This window comes from Metabacillus sp. RB-C-LZQ-3-1 (genome assembly GCF_058315175.1).
Genome location: NZ_JBZFLI010000001.1, coordinates 378,895 through 392,619, shown reverse-complemented (window position 1 = coordinate 392,619; position 13,725 = coordinate 378,895). Strand labels below are relative to the sequence as shown.

Annotated in this window: 11 protein-coding genes, 1 pseudogene and 1 riboswitch; of the genes and pseudogenes, 3 read left to right on the top strand and 9 right to left on the bottom strand. The window is 36.4% G+C overall.

The genetic code is table 11. From position 1 onward, the window contains the following. Window positions 1–80: 80 nt before the first annotated feature. The 4 genes from AC4GZ8_RS02145 to AC4GZ8_RS02130 form a co-directional block, all read right to left on the bottom strand. Window positions 81–1,256 (bottom strand): serine hydrolase domain-containing protein, encoded by a 1,176-nt coding sequence (locus AC4GZ8_RS02145; RefSeq protein WP_491080409.1) that lies wholly within the window; start codon window positions 1,254–1,256, stop codon window positions 81–83. Between the two features lie 115 nt (window positions 1,257–1,371). Further along, window positions 1,372–3,306: a fructose-1,6-bisphosphatase gene (gene fbp, locus AC4GZ8_RS02140; protein ID WP_491080151.1), complete on the bottom strand. Its 1,935-nt coding sequence runs from the start codon at window positions 3,304–3,306 to the stop codon at window positions 1,372–1,374. A gap of 341 nt (window positions 3,307–3,647) precedes the next feature. Continuing rightward, window positions 3,648–5,477: a YhgE/Pip domain-containing protein gene (locus tag AC4GZ8_RS02135; protein ID WP_491080150.1), complete on the bottom strand. Its 1,830-nt coding sequence runs from the start codon at window positions 5,475–5,477 to the stop codon at window positions 3,648–3,650. Then, window positions 5,458–7,476: an efflux RND transporter permease subunit gene (locus tag AC4GZ8_RS02130; protein ID WP_491080149.1), complete on the bottom strand. Its 2,019-nt coding sequence runs from the start codon at window positions 7,474–7,476 to the stop codon at window positions 5,458–5,460. Before AC4GZ8_RS02130 ends, AC4GZ8_RS02135 begins: the two co-directional genes overlap by 20 nt. A 189-nt stretch (window positions 7,477–7,665) precedes the next feature. On the opposite strand from AC4GZ8_RS02130, the gene AC4GZ8_RS02125 reads away from it, so the two are divergent. Together AC4GZ8_RS02125 and AC4GZ8_RS02120 are read left to right on the top strand one after the other, a co-directional pair. Further along, the gene (locus AC4GZ8_RS02125; RefSeq protein ID WP_491080148.1) at window positions 7,666–8,253 is read left to right on the top strand and encodes a TetR/AcrR family transcriptional regulator; all 588 of its coding nucleotides are present in this window, start codon (window positions 7,666–7,668) and stop codon (window positions 8,251–8,253) included. Between the two features lie 292 nt (window positions 8,254–8,545). Continuing rightward, the gene (locus tag AC4GZ8_RS02120; RefSeq protein ID WP_491080147.1) at window positions 8,546–8,692 is read left to right on the top strand and encodes a BH0509 family protein; all 147 of its coding nucleotides are present in this window, start codon (window positions 8,546–8,548) and stop codon (window positions 8,690–8,692) included. An 83-nt stretch (window positions 8,693–8,775) separates the two neighbouring features. On the opposite strand, the gene AC4GZ8_RS02115 is transcribed toward AC4GZ8_RS02120, so the two are convergent. Then, window positions 8,776–9,879, bottom strand: coding sequence for a 5-methyltetrahydropteroyltriglutamate--homocysteine S-methyltransferase (locus tag AC4GZ8_RS02115; RefSeq protein WP_491080146.1), 1,104 nt, complete (start codon window positions 9,877–9,879; stop codon window positions 8,776–8,778). A gap of 216 nt (window positions 9,880–10,095) precedes the next feature. Then, window positions 10,096–10,197, bottom strand: a riboswitch (SAM riboswitch). Window positions 10,198–10,328: 131 nt separating this feature from the next. Between AC4GZ8_RS02115 and AC4GZ8_RS02110 the strand changes: the two are divergent. Then, window positions 10,329–10,688, top strand: a pseudogene (locus tag AC4GZ8_RS02110) (helix-turn-helix domain-containing protein); the annotation flags it as partial. A gap of 54 nt (window positions 10,689–10,742) precedes the next feature. Here the strand turns inward: AC4GZ8_RS02110 and gnd are convergent. The 4 genes from gnd to AC4GZ8_RS02090 form a co-directional block, all read right to left on the bottom strand. After that, entirely contained in the window at window positions 10,743–11,639 is an 897-nt protein-coding gene (gene gnd / locus AC4GZ8_RS02105) for a phosphogluconate dehydrogenase (NAD(+)-dependent, decarboxylating) (RefSeq protein WP_491080145.1), read from the bottom strand. A gap of 171 nt (window positions 11,640–11,810) precedes the next feature. Further along, entirely contained in the window at window positions 11,811–12,623 is an 813-nt protein-coding gene (locus AC4GZ8_RS02100) for a sulfite exporter TauE/SafE family protein (RefSeq protein ID WP_491080144.1), read from the bottom strand. A gap of 14 nt (window positions 12,624–12,637) precedes the next feature. Then, window positions 12,638–12,919 carry a hypothetical protein gene (locus tag AC4GZ8_RS02095; RefSeq protein WP_491080143.1) on the bottom strand — a complete coding sequence of 94 codons (282 nt, stop codon included), beginning with the start codon at window positions 12,917–12,919 and terminating at the stop codon, window positions 12,638–12,640. Window positions 12,920–13,074: 155 nt separating this feature from the next. Then, window positions 13,075–13,641: a cupin domain-containing protein gene (locus AC4GZ8_RS02090; RefSeq protein WP_491080142.1), complete on the bottom strand. Its 567-nt coding sequence runs from the start codon at window positions 13,639–13,641 to the stop codon at window positions 13,075–13,077. Window positions 13,642–13,725 lie beyond the last annotated feature (84 nt).

Sequence of the window (13,725 nt, the reverse complement as noted above, 5' to 3'; positions counted from 1 at the left end):
TCATTATAAATACATCTCCTCAAAGATTTATTCCCTACTTCCTCTATACGAGGAGGGAAACAAAGTGTTCGCACTTATACTTATTGACAACAAGAACTAAAAACAATATTCCGTAATTTTCTCGATAGAGTTGTAGTCCCGGCATCTTTTTTCTGCATCATAAATAGAAACGTAAGATCATTGTTTGGGCAGTTAATGAAATAACAGCCGAGCCAGCCATTCCAACCGTACTCCCCCAGACTCCCTAAAGTCCCAGATTGGCTTGGGTTTGTTAAGACGCGCATCAGATTGCCATAGCTGTAGCCTTGTGATTGCCATAACTCAAAGCTTTTCTGCTGATTGGGATGTAATGTTGCTGATGTTAAATAGTTGACTGTTTTCGGCCGTAGTATTTGAGCACCGTCTAATGTACCTTGATTCATCAGCATTTTAGCAAATCTAGCATAATCGTCAACAGTTGAAACTAAACCTGCTCCACCAGATTCAAAGGCAGGATTTCGGTCCATTTGATGAACGATCCCTAAATGATTGCCAGTATAAAGCTCTAATCCTCCATCTTCTGTATCTGCATACGCTTTCACGAGACGGGATCTTTTTTCTTCAGGAAGCCAGAATCCTGTATCTTTCATTTTTAGCGGATCAAATAATTCTTTTTCCAAGAATTCTCCAAACCTCTGTCCGCTTACGACTTCAATCACAGCCCCTAATACATCAGCAGAGGTTCCATATTGCCAAGATGTACCAGGCTGAAATGCTAGTGCACATTGACCTAATTCGTTCATTGCTTCTACTGTTCCCATTGGAGAATCACCTAACAGCCGACGATCAATCTCCTCAAATAAGGAATTTGTGTCCTTTCCTGCCCGGTCTTCTCCGCCATAGACTAACCCTGACGTCATTGCAAGTAAATCATGGAGTGTAACATCCCGGTCAACAGGTACTAAGTTACCATTCCTATCTACGACCTGATGCTTAAACCCATTTAAAAATTGACTGACCGGCTCATACAACTCCATTTCTCCACGTTCTACTAAAATCATGGCTGCAGCTGCAGTGACCGGCTTTGTCATAGAGTATAAGCGAAAAATAGAGTCTCTTTTGATTGGAATTCCTGCATCTATATCAGCATAACCATCCTCATGGTAAAAGATTTCTTCACCTTTTTTTAAAATTAAAATGTTTGCACCAGCGATGTCTTGATTGTCAATGCTTTTTCTTAACGCTTTTTCCACCTGATTCCTTGCGACCTTATCCATCAATTTCTTGTCCTCCTCTATCAATCTATTCTATGTATTGTACGTTTATATTTACTCATGAAAAGAAAGGGAATAAGATCCATATCTTATCCCCTTCCTATTCAACATCTTGCACTCACTTCATATATCGGTATTCCATCAAACTATTCAAAATCGAGATTTCCTGTAATAATTCCTCGCCAACATTTGTCTCTAACACCTTTTTCCGTTCTAACTCTTTATCTACTATTCTTTTGACGGATAAAACATCTGTTCCATTTAATAACACATCGTCTTTGGAATTAAAATGTTGATGGGCAACTAGCTGCATGCCGTAGGAATTATATAACAAGGTATACCCGGCAATTCCTGTTGTTGATTGATAGGCTTTAGAAAAGCCTCCATCAATCACAATCATTTTTCCATTTGCTTTGATTGGATCTTCCCCTTCAATTTCTTTCACAGGTGTATGACCGTTAATGATATGTCCTTGATCCGGGTTTAGATCAAATTCTAAAAGAATTTTACGGCAGATGTCTTCATTTTCACGTAAATAGTAATATGGATTCTTTTGCTCTTTATGTGTTGCCTTATCCTTTATAAAATAACGCTCAAATGTGGTCATGGCTCTTTTTCCAAAGAGGGAAGAGTATTCTCCTGTCCATAAATACCAGACCATATCTGTTGCAAGATCATCCGTTTGTTCGGGATGTGCAAAAGAATAGCGTAAATAATGCTCGAACACATCTAGTAATTCACGTCCTGCATAGGTTTTCCCTTCAATGACCATTTTTTCCATATTTCCTTCTTCATCTAAAGGAATACAGCCATGTATCAATAAGTTTCCATTATATTTTAAATAAAGACTGCCTTTTTTCATTAGGAAATTCATATGTCGAGCAAGCTTTTCTGAATGCTGTACAGAAAATAAGAGTTTGTCAATCACTTGCTTTTCTTCCTCTAATAGTTGGTCAGGCTGCTCGGGATTGACGGTTGCAAAACATGGATTTTCTAAAGGATAGGTTTTGCCGCGAATTGTTATTTCGTTTTTTTCATAATCTATTTTTTCAAGTAAAAGTCTTTCTGACATATTAAAATTAGGACGTCTTTTGATAATAGGACTTTCAAGCTTAAACTGAATCATCGCAATCGCTTGATGAATTTTTGTAATTTGTAATTGTTCTTGCTCAGTGACTTTATCATCTGATTGGATTTTCGGTCGAAAAGCTGGATTGTCTCCATAGTATTTCTCCGCTAGATTTAGAAGAGGTCTAAGGTTGATTCCATAAACATCCTCGATGATATCCAAGTTGTTATATCTCGCACATATTCGGATGATATTCGCTAAACAAACCTTAGAACCTGCAAAGGCACCGATCCATAGAACATCATGATTTCCCCATTGAATATCAACAGAATGATAATTGATAAGGGCTTCCATAATTTTATCAGGCTCAGGTCCACGATCATAAATATCCCCGACGACATGAAGATGATCAACAACCAACCGTTGTGTCGTATAGGCAAGACCGATAATGAGTTTATCAGCTTGTCCAAGGGAAATAATTTGCTGAACAATCTTTGTATAATAAGGCTCCTTAAAATTCGTGAATTCGTCTGTTTTATATAGGAGCTCCTCTATTATATAAACAAACTGACTAGGCAATGCTTTTCTTAATTTTGAACGTGTATATTTGGAGGAGGCATATGAAATCAGCTTAATCATCCGCTCAATGATAACCGTGTACCATTGGTGTAATTCTTGGTCATTGCTGAAATGATCCTTCATTAATTTGATTTTATCTTCAGGATAATACACTAATGTAGCAAATTCTTTAATTTCTTTTTCTGTTAATACCTTCTTATAAATGTCTTCTATTTTTTCTTTTACTTTTCCTGAACCATTTCTTAATACATGTTGAAAGGCTTGATACTCTCCGTGTAAATCACTAACAAAATGCTCAGTCCCCTTTGGCAGATTGAGGATCGCTTCAAGATTAATAATTTCAGTCACAACTTTTTCTTCACAATCATATTTTTGTGCTAATAAATCTAAGTGTTTTGTATGCAATTGTTTGTATCCCCTTTCACAACTCTCTCTCTTTATTATACAACGACTAGACTGAGATGAAATACTTATATTATAAGAGAAAACTATTTTTCATATGAGATCGACAATTATCTTTTTATTGTCTTTGTTTGCGGGAGTATGACTGTGAGAAGTCTGGTCCGTCTTATATTTTCCTGAATTATTATTAAAAATTGAGAAAATTTTAATTATTTCTATTCTATGGTTCATGAGGAAAAGGGTCAATAGGAAAATGAAAAAGATGGTCCTTTGGTGGTCCTTGGGGACAGGTTCCTTGTCCCCAATCAAAAAATGCGGGACAGAGTACCTGTCCCACATTTCAATTAAGAAAACAGACCCTTCAAACGAGCCCAGAATCCTTTTTCTTCTTTTGCAGATTTTTCAGTTTCTTCTTGTTCTTCTTTTTTAATGCTTTCTGTTTTCATGACAAATTGAACGGAGTTTACATGTTCATTTTCGGATGATACGAAGGAAACTGCATCGAAATCAGATTTATCATAGTCAGCGATCATTTGATCGACTTCTTGTTTCATTTGATCAGGTAAATCACGAGTAGATTCATTCAGTTCATCTGTTCCGTCATGAAGCTTGCCTACACCAGTTTCTAGATCACCTGTTCCTTTAGAAAGCTCTCCGATCCCAGTGTGCAGCTTAGCATAGGAGCTGGATAACTGACTTACACCGCTTGAATAATCTACTAAGCCTGAATGGAATTCACTATAGTTGGCAGATAATTTATTAATTCCTTCCTGTAATTGTGCAAATGATGAAGCTACATCCATCTGATCAAGTGAAGATGAAATACCGTTTGACATCGTATCAAGATTGTTCGCCATTTCTGTTAAAGAACCATTAACTTGTTTTAATGTCGAGCTTACTGCATCAAATGCTTCTTTTACAGCCAAATAGGTTCCCTTTGCCGTACGTGCAGCAGTATATGTTTCAAGTAAATGATCTAGTACTTCCTGATCTGCCCCGCTACTATATAACTGTCTAGTTTCATCTTCCGTAATCTCGTGTTCAGGAATAGCCTCCATTGCTTGATTTAACTCATTGTATGCTTTGGAGTAACTTTCATTAAAGCTATTTAAGCCTTTAACAGTTTCTCTTAGTCCACCTGAAATTTGGCCAAGGCCCTCTTCTAGTTTCTTCAAATCATCAAGGCCCATTTCTTCCGAGCTGATACCAAGAGATGTATTCAACGTTTCCAGTGCTTGCTGAATGCTTTTGGAAGCACCAATCAGCTCTGTAGAAGACCCGTTTATTGCCGACATTCCATCTTTAAACTGCTGTGAACCGTCGCGCAGCTCATTCACTCCATTATTTAGTTCCGTTACTCCATCTTTTAATTCTCCAACTCCATTGTTAATGTCATTTATTGCATCTGTTAAGATTTCCATATCCCCCGTCATATCATCAATATTTGGTGCATCAATTGGCATAGATGATGGAATGGCTGTGATATCGATCCCATCTAACTCGAAATCGAGAGCATCAGCTTCAAGTGTTAGCTTTTCCTCTTTTTCAGGCATGACGGTATATGTTACTTGTTTGTTTTTTCCTGCATTTGCAATCATCCCATCCGGTGCCTCGATATTGCTGTAAATGTCTGTATTGAGGGAGAGAGATATTTGCACTAGGTAGTTCTCAAAAAACACCGGATCTACTTGACCATTTGCAGATGTATTGATCACAATTTGTACATGCCCTTTTTTTCCTGCCAATTCATCAGGATTCATTTGTTTCCCATCTAATAAATAAATAATGGAAACGTTCCATGGCAATGGTTCTTCCTTCATATTACCTTGATAATAAAATTTCCCCTTTGAATCAGCGGTAAATTCGACCGTATCTTCTTTTTGTTCTAACTGTGTTAAGTCTGTTAAGTTTTTCAAACTCGTATACGGTCCATGATCAACGATTTCACCCGGCTTTTCTATCTCTAAAATGTTGACAACATACGCCTCCTGTCTTTCTCCAGTGGCACTTAGCTTTGCATAGACAACTTCATCTTTTGATGAAATTTCTCCTGATTCTTGAGAAGAATGACTATTTGATTTGCTGTCGTCTGTTGCAGCTGATACAGGTAAAGAAGGTATAACAATAATGGTTGTTGTCAAGACAAGTAGAAGTTTATTTATACTTTTCTTCATCATTTCCCTCCTTATAAAAATGTGCTTTCCACGTTGTTTTGGTTATTAGTTTATCGAAAGCCATGAACATAGCCGGCAGGAAGAAAACGACCATAATAAAGGCAAGCAGTGCCCCTCTTCCTAGCAGTAATCCGATTGAAGAAACGATCGGGTTTGAGGATGTTATCCATAATATAAACCCTACGCTCGATAAAATAGCACCTGAAATTCCAATTGAGAAGATCTTCTCATCAACTGTTCTCTTCATCGCTTCAAGTGCAGACATTTCCTCTCGATACTCTTTATAACAATCTGTTAAAAGAATGGCATAATCAACTGTCGCCGCAAGCTGAATAATGCTAATCAATAAGTACCCGACATAAACTAATGAAGAATCCGTAAAGTATGGAACCGAGAGATTAATCCAAACAGCTGTTTGGATCGTCAGAAGGAGCACTATAGGAATTGAAATCGATTTAAACGTGACGATCAGGACAAGTGCAATTGTGATAATGGTCAAAAAATTCACCAATTTATTATCACTTTGGACCGTATTTTTTATGTCAAACAATGTCACGCTTTCTCCAACAGAATAGACATTATCGTAATAGTTTTCTGCCGTATTTTGGACTTGTTCGATTAACTGAAACGCCTCTTCTCCCTCGTTTTTCGTTTCTGTTTGAAGAATCATTCGAGAATAATTTTCTGAATAAAACTGCTCTGTTACAGATGGATCCAAATATTCAGGAGGAATTGCCGTGCTGACCGTGTTGACATAAGCTAGAACACTAGACACATGCTTAATGCTTTCTAACTCTTGGACTAACTCCTCTTCTTTGGCAATATCTCCTTTTGGCACAAGTAACACAAGTGGTGTACTTTCACCAAAGTTTTCTTTTATTTTCGCCAAATCACTTCCAGCTCTAGTTTCTTCCGGTTGGTCCCCGATACCATAGATAAAATCCGTCTCACTTTGTGCTAGAAATGCCGGTACTATTAGTAAGAAGACTAGAAGCAAGCTTGGAATCTTCAATTTTATCACAGCATTTCCTTTGTTCTTTACGCCAGGAAGTAGTGGCTTATGCTGGGTTTTATCTATCCATTTATAAAACAATAGAGTAAGTGCAGGTAAGAAGACCATTACACTTATAAAGCTAAGCAAAATCCCTTTTACTAGGTTGATCCCTAAATCAGAACCAATTTCAAAGTTCATAAAGGATAATGCAATAAACCCAAAAAATGTGGTTGACGCACTAGCCGTGATCGCAGAAAAAGATTTCTTCATTGCAAGCTGCATTGCTTCTTGAGGATCAGCTATTCTCTTTCGATAATCTGAAAAACTATGAAGCAGGAAAATAGCATAATCAAGTGATACAGCAAGCTGCAAGATTGGGGCAACCGATTGAGTGACAAAAGAAACTTCACCAAGAAAGATATTCGTACCCATATTAATTAAGATTGATACACCGATGGCCGTTAAAAATAATAATGGTTCAACCCAGGAAGTTGTGGAAACAACTAAAATAATGATAATAATCGGAACTAATAAAGCCGCTGCATACATTGATTCTGTTCCAGCCATTTTTTGTTGTGTAGCCGTATTAAGAGATTCCCCTGCCATAGCGTTTTCTTCACCAATAAGGTCATAAATTTCATCGGTAATCGCTACTTCATCCCCATCACGAATGCTGAACGAAAATAACGCTTTACCATCCTTATAATAGGTTTCAACAACCTCTTCATCAGCCATTTCGAGTGGAGCTTTTATATCAATCGCGTCATCTAACCATGTAACATCTGATACACCATCTATGGCTGCCAGTTCCTTTTTAAAAGCAAGAGCTTCCTGGATGGTCACATCATTGATCATGACCCGATTCGTCGGAACACTTCCCTCAAACTCTTCCTCCATAATCTCCATCGCGATTGTTGACTGAGCATCCTCTGGCAAGTAATCTGTCATATCATAGTTTACCGATACAGTTAATGTTGCTAGAGAGCAGATGATACTAAGGATCATGAAAGTGATAACAACTGCTTTTTTGTGTTTAATAATATGTGTTGTGATATTTATAAATTTCCACCCTCTCTTGCTATATTTTCTTGTTCACTCTATCATTATATTGACACGGTGTTGGCTATTCAACAATCAGTTTAGATACATCCGTTATTTGAACAACACATTCATGAAAAGTGTTGGAAATCGCAAATGAAAAAGGTGATGACTATGTCTGCTTCAAAGCTAGATCGTCGTAAAAAATATACGCAAATGGTCTTAAAGGATAGTCTTATGAAGCATCTAAAGGAAAAGCAGATTTCTACCATTACAGTTAAGGAGATTTGTGAACAAGCTGATATTAATCGATCTACGTTTTATTCCCATTACACCGATCAATTTGATCTTCTTGACAAAATCGAAAACGAAATTATTAACGATATGACCGGCTATCTAAGCCAATGTAACTTTGAAAAAGATGAAGATGATCGCCAGATGATCGAAAAGTTGTTAGAATACTTCGCTTCTAAGCATGAAGTATGCCAAACTCTCCTCAACGAAAATATAGACACGACATTTCAAAAGAAAGTAATGATTTTTGCCCAGGATTTCTTTATGAAAAACTTTAAAACTGATAAACATATGAGTGACGATCTCTCTGAGTATTTAAGCACATTCATTATAAGCGGGAGCATTTATGCAACCAAGACATGGCTTAACAATGGAATGGATAAATCACCAAAGGAAATGGCTGAAATCATTAATGATCTTATTAAATATGGACTTTATGGGATGAAATGATTGTTTTATTAATTGGAGAGAATTTATCAAAATTCGCCTTGGTAAAAAGCCAAAGGCGATTTTTTATATGACCATAAAATCGCCATTATTTTTTACCGAAAGACAAGTTTTTTTAATATATCCACAGTTGTCTTTAACGATAAATAACAATTCTATATTAGTTTTCGAAAAATCATATCAAATTGATATTTGTTTTATCTCAATTTGAGATATATAATAAAATCAAGAAGTTAAAGAAAGCGTTTACAACAATAGATTTATTCTTGGTTTTCATACATAAGGAGGATTTAAAATGAGCAAAGTAGCCAGAGATTCAAAAGTGAAAAATTTATTAGACAAACAAAAATTCAGTGAAAAACAAATTTCAGAAATGTCAGATGCACAAATTGAATATTATCACTGGCTCTATTTTGAAGATTCTGTTTATGATTATATGTAAGTTCTAAATAGCTTTTAATATTACTATAAAATTGAATCATAATAAAGAAAGCGAACATCGAGTGGTGATGTTCGCTTTCTTTATTATCCCCAAATCTCTTTGGAAATATCTACGATATACTTTAACTTTTCCCATTGCTCTTCTTCTGTTAGGATATTTCCATGATGAGTAGAAGCAAAGCCACATTGTGGACTAATACATAATTGCTCTAATGGTACATATTTTGTTGCTTCTTCTACACGAGCTTTAATGTTTTCTTTATCCTCTAACTTACCATATTTCGATGTGAAAACACCAAGAACGACTTGAGGTCCTCCATTTGGGATGTGTTCTAAAGGCTTGAAATCTCCTGAACGATCATCATCATATTCTAAGAAAAATCCGTTTACCTTTTCCTTGGCAAATAATGTTGGAGCGATTTTAGCGTAGCTGCCTTCAAATGCCCAGGTTGAACGGTAATTACCACGGCAAAGATGAGTTGTGATAACGAGATCTTCTGGTTTATCTTCTAAAACTCCATTTACAACACGTAATGCTAAATCAATTAATTCTTCACGTGAATAGCCGCTATCATTGAATGGAATTTCAGGTGCATTCAGACCAGCAATGTACACATCGTCTAACTGTAAGTAACGACAGCCGGCATCATAAAATGCTTTAATTGCATCACGGTATGTTTGAATGACATCATTTGTGTAATCTTCAATGTCTGGATAAATGTCCAGATTACGGATACCGGCATTAAATAACTGATTTGGACTAGGAATTGTTTGTTTTGCAACTGCACGGTCCCCTACGATTTCTTTAAATTCAATAAACTCCTTAATATGTGGATGATCCGGGTTAAATGAAATTTTCCCAATAACACGAACATCGTATCTTTCCGTTTCTTCACCATTAAATTTAAATCCATGGCTTGGCACATAGCCCTCGACACCATATAGATGCTCTAAAAAGTCTGTATGCCAAAATCTGCGTCGAAACTCACCATCCGTAACTGCTTTTAATCCTACTTCGATTTGCTTGTCTACTACTTTTTTGATTTCCTCTGTTTCAATATCGTGTAATTGTTGAGCAGAAAGAATCCCCTCATGAAATTCCTTTCTTGCCCTATGAATTCTCTCTGGACGTAATAAACTTCCTACATGGTCTGCTCTAAATGGAGCTTTTACTAATGTTTTTGTCATAATAAATCTCTCTCCCTTAAAATATAGTTGAAATTAATACCTACAGCATAACCTTCTTATGTATATCGTTAACCTATCCATCTATGTAAACTAGGAAAAAAAGATAGATTAACACCCTATCGATTTAACTGTAGAGAATAACATCCCTCAAAAAAAATCAAAAACCCCTCTTCTAAAATAAGAAGAGGGGATCACCAACAACAATATACCTATCTCTTCTTATCTCTAGCAAAATGCTACTGGAATTGGCACAGTACCTTATAAAAGTCCGCTGCCGAGGCTTCAAAGGGCCAGTCCCTCCACCTCTCTTGATAAGAAATTATCAAACTATTAAGTTAATATAATCACTATACACCTTATAAAAGTAAATTGTCAAACATTTGAGGTTAATTTTTCCATACTAATATTTTTCCGTCCAACCACTTTTATAAATCATCAACCATTTATTAGGAAGCGAAACCTCTCGTATCAGAGACATTATTAACCATATCATGAATAACTTTGACCGCTCTCTTCGAATTGAGGAACTTGCCGAATTAGCAAATATGAGTGTTTCTTCGTTACATAGGCACTTTAAAGAGATCACTGCTATGAGACCGATTCAATTCCAATAGCAACTAAGACTACAGGAAGCAAGACGCCTATTATTATCCGAGTCAAAAGATGCTGCTGATGTCGCATTTCGAGTAGGTTACGAAAGTCCATCACAGTTCAGCCGTGAATATTCCCGTATGTTCGGCCTCCCGCCAAGAGAAGATATAAAACGTATAAGGGAGAAGTATGACCATAGGGTAAATGCAAAGTATTAAAAAAAGGTATACCATTACGTTGGTATACCGGGATTTGAATGTTTCTCATTTTTATTACTTCTTTTTTTCCACTGCATGTCCGCCAAACTCATTCCTTAATGCTGCAACCACCTTACCAGTAAACGTATCTGCTTCCAGAGAGCGATATCTCATCATTAATGATAGTGCAATAACAGGTGTTGCTGTTTGAAGATCGAGGGCCTCCTCTACAGTCCATTTTCCTTCACCGGAAGAGTGCATAACCCCTTTTATTTCATCTAATTTAGCATCTTTCGAGAATGCATTTTCGGTTAGTTCCATTAACCATGATCGAATGACAGAGCCATTACTCCATACTCTTGCGACTTTCTCATAGTCATAATCAAATTGACTTTTTTCAAGGACCTCGAATCCTTCCCCAATCGCTGCCATCATACCGTATTCAATACCATTGTGAACCATTTTTAAGAAATGGCCGCTACCTGATTTTCCTGTATATAAATATCCTTTTTCAACTGCGGTGTCACGGAAGATTGGTTCAACAATTTCCCAGGCATCCTTGTCCCCGCCGATCATATAGTTTGCTCCATTTCGAGCGCCTTCCATTCCGCCTGACGTCCCACAATCCAGGTAGCTAACACCTACTTCTTTAAACTCATCATATCGACGCATTGACTCTTTATAATGGGAATTTCCCGCTTCAATGACGATATCCCCGCTTGAGAGCAGTGGTTTCAAGTCATTAATAACCTGATCAACAACATTATGTGGGACCATGAACCATACAATTCTAGGGCTATCAAGTGATTGTACTAGTTCTTCTAAATTAGATGTACCTTGAGCTCCATATTGTTTAATCTCATCAACGGCTTGTTCATTAATATCAAACGCAACAACTTCATGGCCGTGGTCAATTAAATTTTTACTAATATTTAAACCCATCTTACCTAAACCGATTAAACCTACCTTCACTTTTTTCCCTCCTACTAAAGCTTTAACTGAGGTTTTTCATTTTCATATGTAAATTATTATTTTATAGTCTGTCCGTTCTTAATAGTATTTATCTATTTTTGTGATGTTTTGTATTGATATTAAAAAATCCTTTAAGGATAAGCCCTAAAGGAATTTAAAAACTTACAATATTTATACCCCTTGAAAAATCAACCGGATCCCTACCACAACTAAAATCAATCTTAAGATCAAAATAATTGTTCCATCTTTGAGTCGACGATTGACATAAGCCCCAAGCTTAGCACCAATCCAAGCTCCTGGTGCCAATCCCAATACCCATGGCCACTCGACATTACCAAGTTGAATATGTGCAATCGAACCAATAATCGATGATAAAAACACCATAAACATTGAAGTAGCTACTGCAACTGAAGCTGGGAATCGGAAAAATAGCAGCATTGCTGGTACCATAAGGGAACCTCCTCCTATTCCAAATAAACCAGACAATATCCCAACAAAAAAAGCGATCACAACCGCTAAAATAGGGTGAAAATATAATGCATGATGGACATCATGTTCATCTTCAAAATTTTGTACAGAACCTAGTTGCTTTGATTTAGGCTCCAAATATTTTTGAATACTTAACAGAATAGAAATGAGGATGATAAATAGACCAAAGCATATGTAAAAAAGATTCAGTTCGATTGCTTTATTTACAAGAGCTCCTACATAAGCTCCAGGCCCACTGCCAATAAAAAAGATCAACCCTGCTTTAAAATAGACCGCTTTTTGCCTCATGTACGCAATTGTTGAAGAAAGACCTGTCACAATTAAAATGATAATGGAAGTTCCAACCGCAAACTGTGGTGTTATTGGAGGTAAAAGGCTTGTATAATTTCCGATATATAATAAAGCCGGAACAATGATAATTCCGCCGCCAAGTCCCACAAGGCTTCCAAGCATTCCTCCTAACAAACCAATAATACATAATAATAGCCACAGCATATGTAATCTCCTTTTTATGATTTCGTCTTTTTCCCTACGATATAACCCATATAAAAAATAAACAGTGTATACCCGATGATCAGTAAAATCGATGTTGGGATTGATTGGACAAAATGAATAAGTTCCATATATATTTTCATTATTTGTGGAAGCAATTGATCAATTGTCGATAAATAGTAAATATGGACAATGAGCAAACCAATGATGATAAAAGAGGCGGGCCGAAGAATTTGGATGAAGGTTATTTCTTTTTTACGTTTTTTATTTTTAGTTGCCTTATTTCTAACGACAGACACGATCCTGCACCTCTTTCTATCTTTCTATTGACTTTAGTATGAAGGAATTGTTATAGCTATGGCAAGATAAAAAACACTAATCCTTTTTACAAAAAGACACTAAAAAGAAAAAAGCGGTTCTTTATAAGAAGAAACGCAAGTGAGCACACTTTCTTTTATTCACAAAAACGATTATCAAATATCTGTCTGTTGTTTTCTTCGGCTAATGCCTCTTCTTTGGTAGCATGAACAGTACCAAATGGATGGTTAGGCGGAGCATAGATAGAGTAAAGTTTTAACGGAGAATTACCTGTATTTGTGAGATTATGCCATGTACCTGCAGGAATCATAATGGCCGAATCCTCATATACATTTCGTTTATAGTTTAAATTGTTTTTGCTTTTCCCCATCTGAACAAATCCCTGCCCTTGTTCAATACGTAAGAATTGGTCAACATTCGGATGGATTTCTAATCCAATATCCTCGCCAACATTGAGACTCATCAACGTAACCTGCAAATGTTTTCCTGTCCATAACGCTGTACGAAATGTATTATTTTGCTTTGTTGCTTTATTAATATTTACAACAAATGGTTTTGTTCCATAGTCTACTTTCGGCACTCTTCTATTCAATTTGTTTGTTTCCTTGATTCCATGATCATTCCAATACCCTCTATAGTTAACAAACGGTGAAGCAACATAATAAGGATAATGATTTGGATACACATAAGGAACAAAGTACATATTTTCTCAATCCCTTCATAGGTTCTAAAACTATCCTATGCAGTTGGAAAGGGAGTGTACTTTCAAATGATCATATCGTCATGT

Bases quoted from the DNA above. Each gene is read 5' to 3' on its own strand.
- AC4GZ8_RS02100 (WP_491080144.1), bottom strand. From the start codon at position 12,623: ATGCTGTGGCTATTATTATGTATTATTGGTTTGTTAGGAGGAATGCTT.
- AC4GZ8_RS02130 (WP_491080149.1), bottom strand. From the start codon at position 7,476: ATGATCCTTAGTATCATCTGCTCTCTAGCAACATTAACTGTATCGGTA.
- AC4GZ8_RS02125 (WP_491080148.1), top strand. From the start codon at position 7,666: ATGAAAAAGGTGATGACTATGTCTGCTTCAAAGCTAGATCGTCGTAAA.
- AC4GZ8_RS02115 (WP_491080146.1), bottom strand. From the start codon at position 9,879: ATGACAAAAACATTAGTAAAAGCTCCATTTAGAGCAGACCATGTAGGA.
- AC4GZ8_RS02090 (WP_491080142.1), bottom strand. From the start codon at position 13,641: ATGTACTTTGTTCCTTATGTGTATCCAAATCATTATCCTTATTATGTT.
- AC4GZ8_RS02120 (WP_491080147.1), top strand. From the start codon at position 8,546: ATGAGCAAAGTAGCCAGAGATTCAAAAGTGAAAAATTTATTAGACAAA.
- AC4GZ8_RS02135 (WP_491080150.1), bottom strand. From the start codon at position 5,477: ATGAAGAAAAGTATAAATAAACTTCTACTTGTCTTGACAACAACCATT.
- AC4GZ8_RS02145 (WP_491080409.1), bottom strand. From the start codon at position 1,256: ATGGATAAGGTCGCAAGGAATCAGGTGGAAAAAGCGTTAAGAAAAAGC.